Origin of the sequence: Streptomyces echinoruber, from assembly GCF_014651135.1 — a bacterium.
GTDB classification, from domain to species: Bacteria; Actinomycetota; Actinomycetes; order Streptomycetales; family Streptomycetaceae; genus Streptomyces; species Streptomyces echinoruber.
On sequence record NZ_BMWH01000002.1, the window covers coordinates 76,451 to 89,873 of the forward strand.

9 protein-coding genes, 2 tRNA genes and 1 pseudogene are annotated in these 13,423 nt (G+C 72.3%); 9 read left to right on the forward strand and 3 right to left on the reverse strand.

Annotated features, from left to right (window positions below; genetic code table 11):
* Positions 1 to 4 precede the first annotated feature (4 nt).
* The 4 genes from IE225_RS03205 to IE225_RS03220 all read left to right on the forward strand — a co-directional run bounded on the left by IE225_RS03205 (position 5) and on the right by IE225_RS03220 (position 3,257).
* On the forward strand, positions 5 to 1,783 hold the full coding sequence (locus tag IE225_RS03205; RefSeq protein ID WP_190055758.1) for an LCP family protein: 1,779 nt from the start codon (positions 5 to 7) through the stop codon (positions 1,781 to 1,783).
* Between the two features lie 194 nt (positions 1,784 to 1,977).
* Entirely contained in the window at positions 1,978 to 2,424 is a 447-nt protein-coding gene (gene rsfS / locus IE225_RS03210) for a ribosome silencing factor (protein ID WP_190055759.1), read from the forward strand.
* A complete protein-coding gene (locus IE225_RS03215) occupies positions 2,421 to 3,089 on the forward strand; it encodes a histidine phosphatase family protein (RefSeq protein ID WP_190055760.1) in 669 nt (222 codons plus the stop codon). The genes rsfS and IE225_RS03215 overlap by 4 nt, the downstream gene beginning before the upstream one ends.
* A gap of 95 nt (positions 3,090 to 3,184) precedes the next feature.
* Positions 3,185 to 3,257 (forward strand) — tRNA-Ala (locus tag IE225_RS03220).
* Between the two features lie 159 nt (positions 3,258 to 3,416).
* Here IE225_RS03220 and IE225_RS03225 read toward each other — a convergent pair.
* Complete coding sequence (locus IE225_RS03225) at positions 3,417 to 4,319, reverse strand: helix-turn-helix transcriptional regulator (protein ID WP_190055761.1); 903 nt, start codon at positions 4,317 to 4,319, stop codon at positions 3,417 to 3,419.
* Positions 4,320 to 4,552: 233 nt separating this feature from the next.
* Between IE225_RS03225 and IE225_RS03230 the strand changes: the two are divergent.
* The 4 genes and pseudogenes from IE225_RS03230 (at position 4,553) to IE225_RS03245 (ending at position 6,697) form a co-directional block, all read left to right on the forward strand.
* Positions 4,553 to 5,915, forward strand: a pseudogene (locus IE225_RS03230) (MFS transporter).
* 69 nt (positions 5,916 to 5,984) lie between these two features.
* Entirely contained in the window at positions 5,985 to 6,158 is a 174-nt protein-coding gene (locus IE225_RS03235) for a hypothetical protein (RefSeq protein WP_190055762.1), read from the forward strand.
* A 3-nt stretch (positions 6,159 to 6,161) separates the two neighbouring features.
* Positions 6,162 to 6,395 (forward strand): hypothetical protein, encoded by a 234-nt coding sequence (locus tag IE225_RS03240; protein WP_006136074.1) that lies wholly within the window; start codon positions 6,162 to 6,164, stop codon positions 6,393 to 6,395.
* Positions 6,396 to 6,624: 229 nt separating this feature from the next.
* Positions 6,625 to 6,697: transfer RNA gene (locus IE225_RS03245), tRNA-Ala, on the forward strand.
* A gap of 197 nt (positions 6,698 to 6,894) precedes the next feature.
* Here the strand turns inward: IE225_RS03245 and IE225_RS03250 are convergent.
* Both IE225_RS03250 and IE225_RS03255 read right to left on the reverse strand, forming a co-directional pair.
* Entirely contained in the window at positions 6,895 to 8,514 is a 1,620-nt protein-coding gene (locus IE225_RS03250; protein WP_190055763.1) for an NADH-quinone oxidoreductase subunit NuoF family protein, read from the reverse strand.
* A complete protein-coding gene (locus IE225_RS03255; RefSeq protein ID WP_190055764.1) occupies positions 8,511 to 9,812 on the reverse strand; it encodes a ferric reductase-like transmembrane domain-containing protein in 1,302 nt (433 codons plus the stop codon). The genes IE225_RS03250 and IE225_RS03255 overlap by 4 nt, the downstream gene beginning before the upstream one ends.
* 480 nt (positions 9,813 to 10,292) lie before the next feature.
* On the opposite strand from IE225_RS03255, the gene leuS reads away from it, so the two are divergent.
* Positions 10,293 to 13,175, forward strand: a complete 2,883-nt coding sequence (leuS, locus tag IE225_RS03260; RefSeq protein WP_190055765.1) for a leucine--tRNA ligase — start codon at positions 10,293 to 10,295, stop codon at positions 13,173 to 13,175.
* Positions 13,176 to 13,423: the final 248 nt, after the last annotated feature.

A 13,423-nucleotide genomic window follows, 5' to 3' on the forward strand; every position in this document is an offset into this window, starting at 1 on the left:
ACCGGTGAACGACCGATACGACGCCGGCCACGGTGACGGGACCGTCGGCCAGTACGAACTCGTCGGCTACGACGACTACGGCCGGCCCGTCTACCGCCAACTCCCGGCGCAGCAGGCGCCGCAGCAGCCGTACGACCCGTACGCCCAGTACGGCGGCCCCGGCTACGACCCGTACGCCAACGGCGCCCAGCAGCCGTCCTACGGTTCCTACGACACCGGTCACCAGGCCCCCGCCCCCTACGCCTCCTACGGCGGCCACGACTCCTACGACCCCTACGCCCCGTACGGCAGCGGCGGCGCGGCGGGCGCCGGCACCGCGGCGCCGTACGACCCCTACGGCCAGGCCGCGGCCGGCGGGCAGCAGCCCCGCGTCGCCGAGCGGACCGCCTCCATCCCGCAACAGGCCACCGGCCCCGGCGAGCCGACCGGCACGGGTGCGGAGCAGACCGGGCAGGCCCCCTCCCGGCCCGCGGACCACGCCGCCGCCGACGCCGGCGACAACTCCGCACGGCAGTACCACACCGAGCAGTTCGCCTTCGTCGACCAGCCGGACGACGACTCCGAGGACGTCATCGACTGGCTGAAGTTCACCGAGAACCGCACCGAGCGCCGCGAGGAGGCGCGCCGCCGTGCCCGCAGCCGCCTCGTCGCCCTCACCGTCGTCCTCGCGCTGATCGCCGTCGGCGGCGTCGGCTACCTGTGGTACGCCGGGAAGCTGCCCGGCCTGTCGTCCGGGGACTCCCAGGCCGGCCCGGCGACGGCCGCGGCCGCCCAGAAACGCGACGTCATCGTCGTCCACCTGCACAACACCTCGGGCGGCGGCACCTCCACGGCGCTGCTCGTCGACAACACCACCACCCAGCAGGGCACCACCGTGCTGGTGCCCAACTCCCTGGCGCTGACCGGCGACGACGGCACCACGACCACGCTCGCCGAGTCGGTCAAGGAGGACGGCTCCGACGGCACCCGCGACGCGCTGGACACGGCCCTGGGCACCGACATCGAGGGCACCTGGCGTCTGGACACCCCCTACCTGCAGAACCTGGTGGACCTGGTCGGCGGCATCGACGTCGACACCGACACCGCCGTACCCGACCCCGGAGCCAAGAAGAAGGGCACCGCGCCCCTGGTGCACCAGGGGCGGGACCAGTCCCTCAGCGGCAAGATGGCCGTCGCCTACGCCACCTACCGCGCCCCCGGCGAGTCGCAGAACGCCCAGCTGCAGCGGTTCGGCCAGGTGATGCAGGGCGTCCTGCGCAAGATGCCCTCCGACGCCCAGGGCGCCACCACCACCGTCCAGACCCTGGCCCAGATCCTGGACCCGTCGCTGACCGACAAGGACCTCGGCGCCTTCCTCGCCAAGCTCGCCGACCTCGCCAAGAGCGGCGCCTACAAGACGGCCCTGCTGCCGGTCGGGGCCGACGGCACGCTGAGCGCGCAGACGAGCGCGAGCGTGGTCAAGGACATCCTGGGCGGCACCGCGAAGAGCCCCGGCAAGGACGCGGCCGTGCGGGTCTCCGTGCAGAACGCCGGCGGCACCAAGGACGGCGTCGACAAGGCCCGCGTCGCCCTCCTCAACGGCGGCTTCACCTTCCTGGAGGGCGGCACCGCCACCCCGCAGGCGACGTCCAGGGTGCTGTACGCGGACGCCGCCGACAAGGAGAACGCCGTCGAGGCCGCCAAGACCCTGGGCCTGCCCGCCGGCTCCGTCACGAAGGGCACCGTCCCCGGCAACGCCGACGTGTCGGTGATCCTGGGCGAGGACTACAAGCCGTCGTCGTAGCGCCGTGACGCCGTGACGCCGTGGCGCCGTGGCGTCGTCGCGGCGCGGGGTCCACGGGGCGGCGGCCCCGCGCGCGTACGGCGTCGGGCACGATGGGAGCGGCCGGCCCGCCGGTGCGTCCGGTCGTGCACCGACACCTCCCGGCGGGCCATGAGACCCTGGAAGTCACGTGACCGCCGACGGAAAGCCCTGTAGTGACCGCAACCGACCGTTCTCTTGACCTCATCCGCACCGCCGCCCAGGCCGCGGCGGACAAGCTTGCGCACGACGTCGTCGCCTACGACGTCAGCGACGTGCTGTCGATCACGGACGCCTTCCTGCTGGCCTCCGCGCCCAACGACCGCCAGGTGAAGGCGATCGTCGACGAGATCGAGGAGCGGCTCCTGAAGGACCTCGGCGCCAAGCCGGTCCGCCGCGAGGGCGACCGCGAGGCCCGCTGGGTGCTGCTCGACTACGTCGACATCGTCGTCCACGTCCAGCACAGCGAGGAGCGCGTCTTCTACGCCCTGGAGCGGCTGTGGAAGGACTGCCCCGAGATCGAGCTGCCCGACGACGCCAAGGCCACCCGCGGCAAGGCCGAGGAGCACGCCCGGCTGCAGGCCGCCGAGGAGGCCGCCGGACTGGGCGGGGAGTGGCGATGAGCACCGCCGGCGAGAGCGGCCGCACGCCGGGCCGCGGCCGCCGGATCATCCTGTGGCGGCACGGCCAGACGGCCTGGAACGTGGAGCGCCGCTTCCAGGGCACCACGGACGTGGAACTCACCGAGACCGGCATCGCCCAGGCCCGCCGCGCCGCCCGGCTGCTGGCCTCCCTCGGGCCGGACGCGATCGTCTCCTCGGACCTGCGGCGGGCCGCGCGCACGGCCGCCGAGCTCGCCGCGCTCACCGGTCTGGACGTCACCCTGGAGGAGGGCCTGCGGGAGACCTACGCGGGCGTCTGGCAGGGGCTGACGCACGAGGAGATCGTGGCCCGCCACGGTGAGGAGTACGCGGCCTGGAAACGCGGCGAGCCGGTGCGCCGCGGCGGCGGCGAACTGGAGACCGAGGTCGCCGACCGCGCCGCTCCCGTCGTGCTGCGGCACGTGGAGAAGCTGCCCCCGGACGGCACGCTCGTGGTGGTCAGCCATGGCGGGACGATCCGCACCACCATCGGCCGTCTCCTCGGCCTGGACGCCCACCACTGGGAGAGCCTGGGCGGCCTGTCGAACTGCTGCTGGTCCGTCCTCGGCGAGGGCGCCCGCGGCTGGCGGCTGCTGGAGCACAACGCCGGCACCCTGCCGGAGCCCGTCCTCGGCGACGACGACTGACCCCGCCGCGGGGGTGCGGGGACCCGGATTTCACTTTCCGGCAGGTCGCAGGCTACAGTTCTTCTTGTTCGCCCCGCCGAGCGGGAAGAACACCAGGGGCTATAGCTCAGTTGGTAGAGCGCTTGCATGGCATGCAAGAGGTCAGGAGTTCGATTCTCCTTAGCTCCACCGGATCGACGCTCTGTGGAGTTGTCAAGGATCGGTGATGAGGATCCCGTCCCGTCAGGGGCGGGATTTCCTGCTTCCAGGCGTTTTCCGCCCTCCCCTCCCCTCCTTTCCCTCCCCTTCCCGCACGTCCCTTCCACGCACTCCCGGGTGCCGGCCGCGTCACCCGGGAACGACCCCGGCGACCCCGGCGACCCCGGCGACCTCCTCTCCCGACGGCTCCCACAGCCGCTGCCTGCCCTCCCTGAGCAGCGCGATCTTCTGCCGCGACTCCTCGTCCTCCGGCGTGCAGGCCACGATCCGGCACTCCGGCATCCCGTCGATGGACAGGGACAGCGAGCCCAGCCGCATCTCGCCCACGGCCCGGTGGCGGAACGTCTTCACCCGCGGGCCCGGCGGCGTCACGACGCCGCTCGCCCACAGCTCGGCGAAGCGGGGGCCGGCCGCGGACAGCCCGCGTATGAAGTCCTCCCAGGCCGGCTCGCCCACGTGCCTGCCGTAGGAGGAGCGCAGCGTCGCCACCATCGTCGGCAGCTCCCGCTCCCGGTGCACCAGCGGGCAGGCGCTCTCCGAGACGGCGAACAGGGTCCACAGCACGTTCGGCACGCCGATGGCGAGCGTCTCGGGGATCATGAACAGGTCCCGGTAGGCGGCGTTGGTGGCGAGGATGTCGTAGCGCGAGGTGTAGACCACCGCCGGATGCGGGTCCAGCGCGTCGAGGACGCCCTGCACCTTTGGGCCGACCCTCAGCGCCGGCCGCTCCGGGCCCGGCTCGAACGGCACCTCCGCCAGACGGTAGAGGTGCTCCCGCTCGGCCGCGTCCAGCCGCAGGGTGCGCGCCACGGCGTCCAGCACCTGCGGAGAGGCGTTGATCGGGCGGCCCTGCTCCAGCCACGTGTACCAGGTGACGCCCACGCCCGACAACTGGGCGACCTCCTCCCGGCGCAGCCCCGGAGTGCGCCGGCGCGGCCCGGCCGGCATCCCCACGTCGGCCGGCGTCACCCGGGCGCGCCTGCCGCGCGGGAAAGCGGCCGGCTCGGGCCGCCGACGCTGTGTCGACCTCATCGCACTCCCCCCTCGCGTGTCCCCCGTCACACCATGGTCACCGCCCCGCTGACGGCGCGCCAGGTGCTGTCAGTACCAGCATCGGCGGGCTCTCGGCACCCGTACCAAGGCCCCGCCAGGCTCGACGCATGACGACCACACCCCGTACGGGACCGCCTCCGGCGCCCGCCTCACACCCTGCGGCCAGTAAAGCGCCCACCACTGACAATCGGCCCCGGGCCCTGCTCGCGGCCCTGCTCACGGCCCAGTTCATGGCGCTGCTCGACGTCTTCATCGTCAACGTCGCGGCCCCCACCATCGGCACCGAGCTGCGCGCCTCGGGCGCCGACCTGCAGCTGGTGGTCGCCGGCTACGCCATCACCTACTCGGTCCTGCCGATCACCGGCGCCCGCCTCGGCGACCTGCTCGGGCACCGCCGGGTCCACCTCGCCGGGCTCGCCCTGTTCACCGCCGCCTCGCTCGCCTGCGGCCTCGCGCAGGGCCCGACCGGGCTGATCGTGTTCCGGCTGGTGCAGGGTGCGGGCTCGGCGCTGATGATCCCGCAGGTGCTCAGCCTCATCCAGCGCACCTTCACCGGCGAGGCCCGCGCCCGGGCCCTCGGCGTCTACTCCGCGGTCCTGGCGACCGGCGCGGCGGCCGGCCAGGTGCTCGGCGGAGTCCTGGTCAGCGCCGACCTGTTCGGCACGAGCTGGCGGCCGGTGTTCCTCGTCAACGTGCCGGTCGGCGCCGTCCTGCTCGCCGTGGGCCGGCGGGTGCTCCCGGCGGGCGAGGCGGCAGAGCGGCGGCGGGCGCGCGGCCTGGACCTGCCGGGCCTGGTGCTGCTCGGTGCCGCGGTGTCCCTGCTGACGGTGCCGCTGGTGCTGGGGCAGGAGGAGGACTGGCCGCTGTGGTCCTGGCTGTCGATGGCCGCCGCGGTGGTCCTGTTCGCCCTGTTCTGCGGGTACGAGTCCCGGCCGGTCCGGCGCGGCGGCGCCCCGCTGATCTCCCCGCGGGTGCTGCGCCATCCGGGCATGTCCCTGGCCGTGGTGCGGCTGCTGGCCGTGATGGCCGTCAACGCCGGGCTCCTGTTCACCCTCACCCTGCACATCCAGGGCGGCCTCGGCCACAGCGCGCTGCGCGCCGGCCTCGGCTTCGCGCCCACGCGGCCGTCTTCGGCCTGGTCGGCCTGACCTGGCGGCGCTGGCCCGCCTCCTGGCAGCCGCGGCCGGCCCGGCGGGGTTCGCGCTGACCGCGCTGTCCGTGGCCGGGGTCGGCCTGGCCCTGCGCGACGGCGGAGACGGCGGCGCACCGCTGTTCGCGGCGTTCGCCGGGGCCGGCGCGGGGCTCGCGCTCGCCTTCAGCCCGACGCTGACCCGGGCGCCGGCCACCGTGCGGCCCGAGGACGCGGCCGACGCCAGTGGGCTGCTGGCGACCGTCACCCAGCTCGGCCGGCTCATCGGCGTCGCGGCCTTCGGCACACTGTTCCTCAACCGGCTTGAGTCACTCGGGGCCTCCGGGGCGTATACCTCTGCGGAAGCGCTTCTGGCTGGCATGGACGCGCTTGCTCTGACGGCCGTGGCGGGTGCCGTGTCCGGACTGGTACGAAGGCGTCGCTGACCGTATTGGTCCGTCCGTGGCAGAATCAAACGGCCGGAAGGGGGCGCGGCCCGACGGGAGGGAGTAGCGATGCCTGCGAGCATCCTCGAGGAGGTCGGTCACCTCCTCGATGCGGCGTTGACACAGAGGACGTCCACCCACCTCGGCAGCCCTTCCCACGGTTCCGCCCCTGCGCCCCAGATCCTCGGCGACAACGGCGGAATCTCGTACGTCTGCACGGCCTGCGGCCACAGCGGGAGCTGATCGATGGGTGCCCACAGGCGGAAGTGCGACTGGTGCGGCAGCGGTACGCCGATCGTCCGCGACATGGAGCCGATCAACCCCGACTACCAGTACTGGTGCGAGGAGTGCGCTCGGGCGCTGATCATAAAGGGCGACCCGATCGAGACGTACCGGGAGCTGGAGGGCGAGCCGATCTACGGGCGGCTGCTGGAGGAACACTGCACCCTCAAGCGGTTCTACTCCTTCGTCACCGCGTGAGGCACGGCGTGCGGCACCGCGTGCGGCGGCTTCCCAGGGCCGCGCGCGGGACTCCGGGGAGCCGTCCGTGCGGGGCTCCCGGAAGCGTCCGTGCGGGGTGCGGAAAGTCGTCCGTGCGGGGCTCCGGCAAACGATTTGGTGTTCGCCCCCCTGGACCGTTAATGTTGTCCTCGCCGCCGGGGAGACCGGGCGGCGGGGAAAAGAACGCGGCTTCGCCGCGTGACCACAAGGGGCTATAGCTCAGTTGGTAGAGCGCTTGCATGGCATGCAAGAGGTCAGGAGTTCAATTCTCCTTAGCTCCACAGCAGTCGAGGGCCGCTGTCCGACCGGACAGCGGCCCTCGACGTGTTGGGCGCGCGGCCGCCCGCGCGCGTACGGGCGGCGGGAGAAGCGGGCCCGCACGCGCGCGGTGGGACATGGGAAAAAGGGCGGGCCACCTCAACAGAGGCGGCCCGCCCCGCTGTCGTCAGCGGCCCGGAGACCCAAGAGGCCCAGGGGCTCAGCGGCCCAGCGCCCGCCGGCCCCGTCCCTGGGAGAGCACCGGCAGGTTGCTGCGGGCCGACGCCTGCGACCGGGTGTCCTCCTCGATGCGCAGGGCGAGCGCCGGGCAGCGGCGCACCGCGCGCAGCGCCTTCGCCTCCGCGTAGCGCGGCACCGGCGCCTGCGCCACGGTGGGGAAGCCGTCGGCGCCGAGCTGGAAGACTTCCGGGAGGATGTCCGCGCACAGGCCGTGGCCCCGGCACAGCGTCCAGTCGACGTAGATCTTCTGGCGGCTGGGCCCGGTCTCCTCCTCCGCGGCCGAACCGCCGCCGGGGATGCCCGTCGGGGCCCTGCCGTCCTCGAAGAGCGGCAGGACGCCCTCCACGGGCCGGCCGCAGCCGTTGCCGAGGACGTGGGCGGCCAGGTCGTCGGTGAACGCCTTGATGGTCGACTCCAGGAACATGGCGGAGCCGTCCGGGTGCGAGCACGCGCCGCGCCGCTTGACGTTCTTCGCGACCTGCTTGAGGGCCTCCAGGGCGGCCGGCCCGCCGCCGTTGAGGATGTCCTCCAGGCCGCGCGCGGCGGCGGGCAGACCGAGGTAGCAGGGGCCGCACTGGCCCGCGCTCTCCTCCGCCAGCCACTGCGCCACCCGGAGCGACTCGCCCAGCGGGCAGGTCTGCTGACTGATCGGCAGGATCGCCCCGGCTCCCAGCGAACCGCCCACCTGCTCCAGCGAGTTGCGGGAGACGATCGCCTCGTTGACCGTGGCCGCGTCGATCCACTTGCCGTGGTAACCACCCGTCAGCACGCCCTGCGGCACCGGCGGCGCGCCGGCGAGCTGCAGGACGTAGCGCAGCGGCACGCCCGTGGGGACCTCGATCACCATGGGGCGGGCCACCGCCCCGGACACCGTGAGCATCACGGTGCCCGGCTCGTCGTACAGGCCGGTGTTGCCGTAGCGCTCCGGGCCGATGCGGGCGGCGATCGCGAGCTGGGCGAATGTCTCGGCGTTGGACAGCAGGGTGGGTGCGCCGCCGACGCCGCTCTGCGAGGCGCTGATCTTGCGTCCCGGCGGGATGGCCGGGCCGCCGTCGATCGAGCGGATCAGCGAGGCCGCGGCGCCGGTGACCATCCGCACGGGATTGCGCTGCACGCGTGCGCGGATGGCCGAGCGGCGCCCGTTGCTCAGGCCGCGCTCGGCGAGCGCGGCCTCCATGGAGCGCTGCGTGGACTCCCGGGTCACGCCCACCACGAGCGTGCGGGCGCCGAGGGCCTCCGCGCACAGCAGGGCGCCGTCCAGGATGAGGTGCGGGGCACGGTTGATGAGCACCGTGTCCTTGCGGCAGGCCGGCTCGTCCTCACTGCCGTTGACGACGACGACCGGCCGTACGCCGCGGCGGATCGCCGACTCGGCGACCGACCGCAGCTTCTTGTGGAAGGGGAAGCCCGCGCCGCCGCGGCCCCTGAGGTTGATGCGCTCGGCGAGCTGCGCGAGCTGCTCGCCGCCCATCGGTTCGAGCGGCCCGTGCACCTTCAGATGCATGGGCAGATCGAGTCGTTCGACAAGGTCGAAGCCCGACGTGAGCTGGGGAAGACCGACCACGCGGACTTCGGGTACGTCGGGCAGGGCCTCGTTCACCTATAGCCTCCGGAAGGCGTGTTCCAAGGTTCGCCCGAGCCCGGTGCGTCGAACGATGCACCGGGGGCTGGTTCATTGGCGGGACCGCTGTTGTACGTGTCGTTCGGGTTGTACGTGCCGTAGAGGGGGTTCGTCTCACCGGTGTCGTACACATCACGCGCCGCGTACGCGGACGCGCCCGGATTGCCGTAGGCCGGGATGGTGTGTCCCGTGTCCTGCAGGGGGTCGAAGGACGACGGGGGCGCCTCACCGACGGGCGGCGGGGACGGGACCGGCCAGCTGCCGGAGGCGGCGCCCATGCCGTCGACGCGGGGCATCGCCGCGGTGGCCTGCAGGTCCGGCGGCAGGTTCATGCGCGCGGTCTGGCCGGCGGCCGGCTGTGCGGGGCCGGAAGGGGTCTGGACGGCCCGGTAGGCGGCCGCGAAGCCGTCGGCGGGCTCCGGGGTCGCGGCGGGCGAGGCGGCGCCGTACAGCGGCGACGGGGGGCTCATCGTGAACGAGGACGCCGCCGTGCCGACGGCCTGCGGCCGCTCCGTGCGCCGGCCCTCGTAGCCGGGCAGCGCCGAGGCCCGGGCCCGGCTCTCCTCCAGCTGCTCGCGCGCGTACCTCTCCTCGGTCCCCAGGATCGCGGTGACCCGCTCGACGATCCGGCGCTTGACCGGGCGCGGGGCCGCGCGCAGGGCGAGGGCCGCCATGACGCCGACCACGCACAGCTCGTACGACACCATGAAGAAGGTCTTCGCCGGGCGTCCCGCGAACAGGCCGTGGATCAGCGCGGCGCACCACGCGGGGTAGGCGAGCATGTGCATCGCGCGCCAGCGCGCGGCGACGGGGGCCGGGGAGGCGAACTGGTTGCGCAGGGCCCCGGTGACGCCCACGAAGATCATGAGCAGGCCCGCCAGGGAGCCCAGTCCGATGAGTCCGGCGATGCCCGTCACGCCGAGGCCGAAGGGGATCAGGGCGGCGATGAGGACGGTGTGCCCCAGCGCGAGCTTGACGGTGATGTGCACCAGCAGGAAGGCGATGGAGGCGACGGCGGTCACCCGGTGGATGCCCTGGGCGATGATCCGCTGGCGGATGTTGAGGAAGATCCGGTCCTGGGCGACGAGGCCCCAGATCACCGAGCAGGTGAGGGAGACCAGCGAGAGAACGCCCGCACCGAAGTTCAGGAAGTCCTGGAGCCAGTTGCCGCCGTTCAGCACGACGACGGGTATCAGGACCAGGACGACAGCCGTCGCCACCCCGTAGGCCGAGCGGCCTGGTTTGGGGAGCGAGCTGTTGCTGCGACGAGGGTTCATGGGGGCAACTCCGAGCGGTTCGGGAAAGCGGTCCCGCCGCCGAACTCTAAGGGCCGTCAAACCGAGTGGTACGCCGTTTGAGTTATTGCGCTGTTATCAACGGGCCTTGAGGGGCCTGTGTTGTCTCCTGGCGTCCGTTATGTCGGGAAATGTTTGAACGAAGTTCAGCCCCTGTGGATCTTCGTGGATCTTCGCGAACCGGTGGAATGCCGTCATCCTCGCGAACCGGAGGAAGCTCGTTCTCGTCGTGAACCGGTGGAATCCCGTCATCTTCGCGAACCGGTGGAAGCCCGTCGCGACCGGCTCGACGGCTGCGGTACCCTGACGCCATGCGTGCCGTACGCCTTCTGCTTAGCGGGCCGCGCTGACCAGTCCCGGCCACCGGTGAGACGGTGGGGCCGGAGTCGGCGCGGCGTCCCCTCCTGTGCGAGGGGATTTTTCATTTCCGCAGGCAGAGACGATCGATGGAGCTTTGAGATCATGAGCGAGACGAACCCCGCTGCCGCCGCTGCCGTGTCGGCGGAGGCCGCGCCGCACCGCTACACCGCCGCCCTGGCCGCGGAGATCGAGGCACGCTGGCAGGACTTCTGGGAGGAGCAGGGGACCTACGAGGCGCCCAACCCCACCGGCGACCTGGCGGGCGACCCCGAGCAGGCCGCCAAGCCCAAGAAGTTCATCATGGACATGTTCCCGTACCCCTCGGGTGCGGGCCTGCACGTCGGCCACCCCCTGGGCTACATCGCCACCGACGTCTTCGCCCGCTACCAGCGGATGACCGGCCACAACGTGCTGCACACCCTGGGCTTCGACGCCTTCGGCCTGCCCGCCGAGCAGTACGCCGTGCAGACCGGCACGCACCCGCGCGTGTCCACCGAGGCCAACATCGAGAACATGAAGTCCCAGCTGCGCCGGCTGGGCCTGGGCCACGACCGGCGACGGTCCTTCGCCACCATCGACCCGGACTACTACAAGTGGACCCAGTGGATCTTCCTGCAGATCTTCAACTCCTGGTACGACGAGGAGGCGCGCAAGGCCCGCCCGATCTCCGAGCTGATCGCCCAGTTCGAGAGCGGTGAGCGGCCCGTACCGGGGCACACGCGCCCGTGGAGCGAGCTGAGCCCGCGCGAGCGCGCCGACGTGCTGAGCGAGTTCCGCCTGGCCTACGCCTCCGACGCGCCCGTCAACTGGTGCCCCGGCCTGGGCACCGTCCTGGCCAACGAGGAGGTCACCGCCGACGGCCGCTCCGAGCGCGGCAACTTCCCTGTCTTCAAGGCCAAGCTGCGCCAGTGGAACATGCGCATCACCGCCTACGCGGAGCGGCTGCTGGAGGACCTGGAGGAGCTGGACTGGCCCGAGGCGATCAAGCTGCAGCAGCGCAACTGGATCGGCCGCTCCGAGGGCGCCCGCGTCGACTTCTCCATCGACGGCGAGCACATCACGGTCTTCACCACGCGCGCGGACACCCTGTTCGGCGCCACCTACATGGTGCTGGCGCCCGAGCACCCGCTGGTGGAGAAGTTCACCCCCGAGGTCTGGCCGGAGGGCACGCGCGAGGCGTGGACCGGCGGGCACGCCACCCCGCGCGAGGCGGTGGAGGAGTACCGCCGGCAGGCGGCCGCCAAGTCCGACGTCGAGCGGCAGGCCGAGGCCAAGGACAAGACCGGCGTCTTCACCGGCGCGTACGCCACCAACCCGGTCAACGGCGAGCGGATCCCCGTCTTCATCGCCGACTACGTGCTGATGGGCTACGGCACCGGCGCCATCATGGCCGTCCCCGCGCACGACACCCGCGACTTCGCCTTCGCGCGCGCCTTCGACCTGCCGATGCGCTGCGTCGTGGAGCCGACGGACGGCCGCGGCACCGACCCGTCGACCTGGGACGACGCCTTCGTGTCCTACGACGCGAAGATCGTCAACTCCTCGGGCGAGGACATCAGCCTGGACGGCCTGGGCGTCACCGAGGCCAAGACCCGCATCACCCGGTGGCTGGAGTCGAGGGGCATCGGCGAGGGCACCGTCAACTACCGCCTGCGCGACTGGCTGTTCAGCCGCCAGCGCTACTGGGGCGAGCCCTTCCCGATCGTCTACGACGAGGACGGCGTCGCCCACGCCCTGCCCGAGTCGATGCTGCCGCTGGAGCTGCCGGAGGTCGACGACTACTCGCCGCGCACCTTCGACCCGGACGACGCCGACACCCAGCCCGAGACGCCGCTGTCGCGCAACGAGGAGTGGGTCAACGTCACCCTGGACCTGGGCGACGGGCCCAAGCGCTACCGGCGCGAGACCAACACCATGCCCAACTGGGCCGGCTCCTGCTGGTACGAGCTGCGCTACCTGGACCCGCACAACGGCGAGCGGCTGGTCGACCCGGAGATCGAGCGCTACTGGATGGGCCCGCGCGAGGGCATGCCGCACGGCGGCGTCGACCTGTACGTCGGCGGCGCCGAGCACGCCGTGCTGCACCTGCTGTACGCGCGCTTCTGGTCCAAGGTCCTGTACGACCTGGGCCACATCTCCTCGGCCGAGCCCTTCCACAAGCTGTTCAACCAGGGCATGATCCAGGCCTACGTCTACCGCGACAGCCGCGGCATCGCGGTGCCGGCCGCCGAGGTGGAGGAGCGCGACGGCGCCTTCTACTACCAGGGCGAGAAGGTCACCCGCCTGCTGGGCAAGATGGGCAAGTCCCTGAAGAACGCGGTGACCCCGGACGAGATCTGCGCCGAGTACGGCGCCGACACGCTGCGCCTGTACGAGATGGCCATGGGCCCGCTGGACGTGTCCCGGCCGTGGGACACGCGCGCGGTGGTCGGCCAGTTCCGGCTGCTGCAGCGGCTGTGGCGCAACATCGTCGACGAGCGCACCGGCGAGGTCACCGTCGTCGACGCCGAGCCCGACGAGGAGACGCTGCGCGCCCTGCACAAGGCGATCGACGGCGTGCGCCAGGACTTCGAGGGCATGCGGTTCAACACCGCCATCGCCAAGATCACCGAGCTGAACAACCACCTGACCAAGTCCGGCGCCCCGGTGCCGCGGTCCGTCGCCGAGCCGCTGGTGCTGCTGATCGCGCCGCTGGCGCCGCACATCGCCGAGGAGCTGTGGCGGCGGCTGGGCCACCGGGACTCGGTGGTCCACCACCCCTTCCCGGTGGCCGACCCGCAGTACGTGGTGGACGAGACCGTCACCTGCGTCGTCCAGGTCAAGGGCAAGGTCAAGGCGCGCCTGGAGGTCTCTCCGTCCATCTCGGAGGAGGAACTGGAGAAGGTCGCGCTGGCCGACGAGAAGGTGGTCGCGGCGCTGGGCGGCGCGGGCATCCGCAAGGTGATCGTGCGGGCGCCGAAGCTGGTCAACATCGTGCCGGCGTGACCTCCTCCCGGGTGACACGGCGTGACGGCCGTGCGGACGGGCGCCCCTTTCGGGTGCGGCCGGACGACGGCGGGTGACGCCGGACGGCGCCGGAGGACGTGCGCGAGGGCGCCGGGTGGCGTGAGGTGACGTCTGTGAGGGCGCCGGGTGACGTGGGGTGACGCCGGGTGACGTCCGCGAGGGCGCGCACCGGTTGTCGGGGTCATCCCTTACGGGCAGGTTCGGGGTTCCGCTGGAACTTTGGGCCT

Bases quoted from the DNA above. Each gene is read 5' to 3' on its own strand.
- IE225_RS03215 (WP_190055760.1), top strand. From the start codon at position 2,421: ATGAGCACCGCCGGCGAGAGCGGCCGCACGCCGGGCCGCGGCCGCCGG.
- IE225_RS03225 (WP_190055761.1), bottom strand. From the start codon at position 4,319: ATGAGGTCGACACAGCGTCGGCGGCCCGAGCCGGCCGCTTTCCCGCGC.
- IE225_RS03235 (WP_190055762.1), top strand. From the start codon at position 5,985: ATGCCTGCGAGCATCCTCGAGGAGGTCGGTCACCTCCTCGATGCGGCG.
- IE225_RS03240 (WP_006136074.1), top strand. From the start codon at position 6,162: ATGGGTGCCCACAGGCGGAAGTGCGACTGGTGCGGCAGCGGTACGCCG.
- IE225_RS03255 (WP_190055764.1), bottom strand. From the start codon at position 9,812: ATGAACCCTCGTCGCAGCAACAGCTCGCTCCCCAAACCAGGCCGCTCG.
- leuS (WP_190055765.1), top strand. From the start codon at position 10,293: ATGAGCGAGACGAACCCCGCTGCCGCCGCTGCCGTGTCGGCGGAGGCC.